This window comes from Vibrio sp. B181a, from assembly GCF_030248375.1.
In the GTDB taxonomy this organism is placed as follows: Bacteria; Pseudomonadota; Gammaproteobacteria; order Enterobacterales; family Vibrionaceae; genus Vibrio; species Vibrio campbellii.
This window is the reverse complement of the sequence record NZ_JAHGAD010000065.1, coordinates 1-1753: the sequence shown is the minus strand read 5'-3', so window position 1 is coordinate 1753 and position 1753 is coordinate 1. Positions and strand designations below refer to the sequence as shown.

Sequence of the window (1753 nt, the reverse complement as noted above, 5' to 3'; positions counted from 1 at the left end):
GTGGTTGGCAAAGAAGCCATTGCGCTTTTCGAAGTGCATCAGCTTGATAGCTACGACTTTAGCCCACAAGGTGGCGACAAAGGTTCACTGAGTTTTACTATCAGTGACATCTCACTCGAAACCTTTACTTATCAAAGCAACCACAGTACGAAAGCGGGTCAGTTTGGTGCTTCCATTAAGGGGCGTCTGCTGAAAGTGAAGTACTTGAAGGTGAATGACGTTGTCTTGTTACAATCGTCCACTTCAAAAGGTTCTGATGAAAATCAGCAAGCGGCTTGATGTCCCACTGCCCCAATGCATGTTATGTGTTGGGGCTTTTTGTTACTTTTCACCCACAGGGGACTCGATCCCCTTTGGCGTCGGCTCTCCTTTTATTTTTTTGGAGAGCAAGATGGCAAGTATCAATGGTTTGCAGACAAAAAGCCGCGCGCTTTTTACTGTGGCGAAGGGGAGTGATATTTCACCACGAGAGTTAGCTAACGCTGGTTTCTTGATGGTTGATGGTCAGTTTTACCCCGCTGATATAAAGCAAATCCAACAACGCCTTAGCTATGACTTTATGGTGTGGGAGGAATCCACCCCGTTCATGACCGTATTTCGATTTCAACGCGGCCTGAACTAGGGGCAACCACTCCGACAGGAACCTCGCTCCTGTCGGGAATTGGGGTTTTCTGTCTTTTTTGTTATATTGATAGCAAATCGCAGGAAGAAATAATGACGATGAGTAACTCAAACGAATTTACCCAGAAAGATTTGATGAAGCACTTGCTTGATGTCTCGCAGCACGCGGTGACACGAGAGCAGTTGCAAGAGACGGAGCGCAACCTGAATCGACGTATTGATGAGGTTCGCTCTGAGCTTGTTGAGGTTCGTACAGAAATTGCCGAAGTTCGCGCAGAGCTAAAGCAGGACATTGCCGAAGTTCGTGCAGAGCTAAAGCAAGACATTACTGGCGTTCGTGGTGAAGTCAAAGAAGTGCGTTCTAAGCTTGATCGAATGCAATGGGCGATTTGTGGGACCATCATTGTTGGTGCCGTCACATTACTGTTCAAAGAGCAGATACTAATGGCGTTGCTTTCATAAGTATCATTGCCTCATTTTTAACCAGAAAGCCTCAATCCATTTTGGATTGGGGCTTTTTATTGCGCGTTGCGCACCACCCACTGGGATGCTCTCCCAGTGGGGGCATTCTCTGCTTTTTTGGAGAAGTGTAATGAAAATAACTGTCTATGACGATGAAGGCCTGCTGGCCATATCTCGCGTCAGTGAATTTGCCAGCGTACAAGAAGCGGCGCTGAACGTGATTGATGAGGTGGTGATGTGGACCAACGAAGACGGCTCTGAGCTGTACTCACCTTCGCAATGTCACGCTCACCTTAACGAACTGGCTCAGCTTAAATGGGAGGTGAAAGCGCAGCTCATCAACGTTCTGCAACCAGATTGGTTTGAAAGTGGGCTGGGTTTTACGTTTTCGATCAAATAGTGACTTTTATGATGTGCCAGTGATCCTGGCACCATTTCTTTATGTTTCTTGACCAATCACCTATGTTTTTATGAGCCGTAGGCGAAAGAACCGAGAACACAATGAAAAAAGACATGACAGCGGGCTCTTTGAGTGAACAAGCTGAGGCCTTATTGGCGACAGGATGTAGTATGGATGAACCAGCAAATCAACAGAATAAATCATGAACTCACCCGAACGTCGTTAACACATCAAGAAAAAGCAAAACTGGAAAAGACATTATTCGAAATT

4 protein-coding genes are annotated in these 1753 nt (G+C 46.1%); all 4 read left to right on the top strand.

The window, feature by feature from the left end; translation table 11 throughout:
- The coding region (locus tag KIO97_RS22140) for a DUF3577 domain-containing protein (protein ID WP_285383965.1) at positions 1-279 on the top strand (279 nt) is incomplete at its 5' end.
- 112 nt (positions 280-391) lie between these two features.
- Positions 392-622, top strand: a complete 231-nt coding sequence (locus KIO97_RS22135; RefSeq protein ID WP_285383964.1) for a hypothetical protein — start codon at positions 392-394, stop codon at positions 620-622.
- A 92-nt stretch (positions 623-714) separates the two neighbouring features.
- A complete protein-coding gene (locus tag KIO97_RS22130) occupies positions 715-1083 on the top strand; it encodes a hypothetical protein (protein WP_285383963.1) in 369 nt (122 codons plus the stop codon).
- A 130-nt stretch (positions 1084-1213) separates the two neighbouring features.
- Entirely contained in the window at positions 1214-1483 is a 270-nt protein-coding gene (locus tag KIO97_RS22125; protein ID WP_285383962.1) for a hypothetical protein, read from the top strand.
- The last annotated feature ends 270 nt before the right edge of the window (positions 1484-1753 follow it).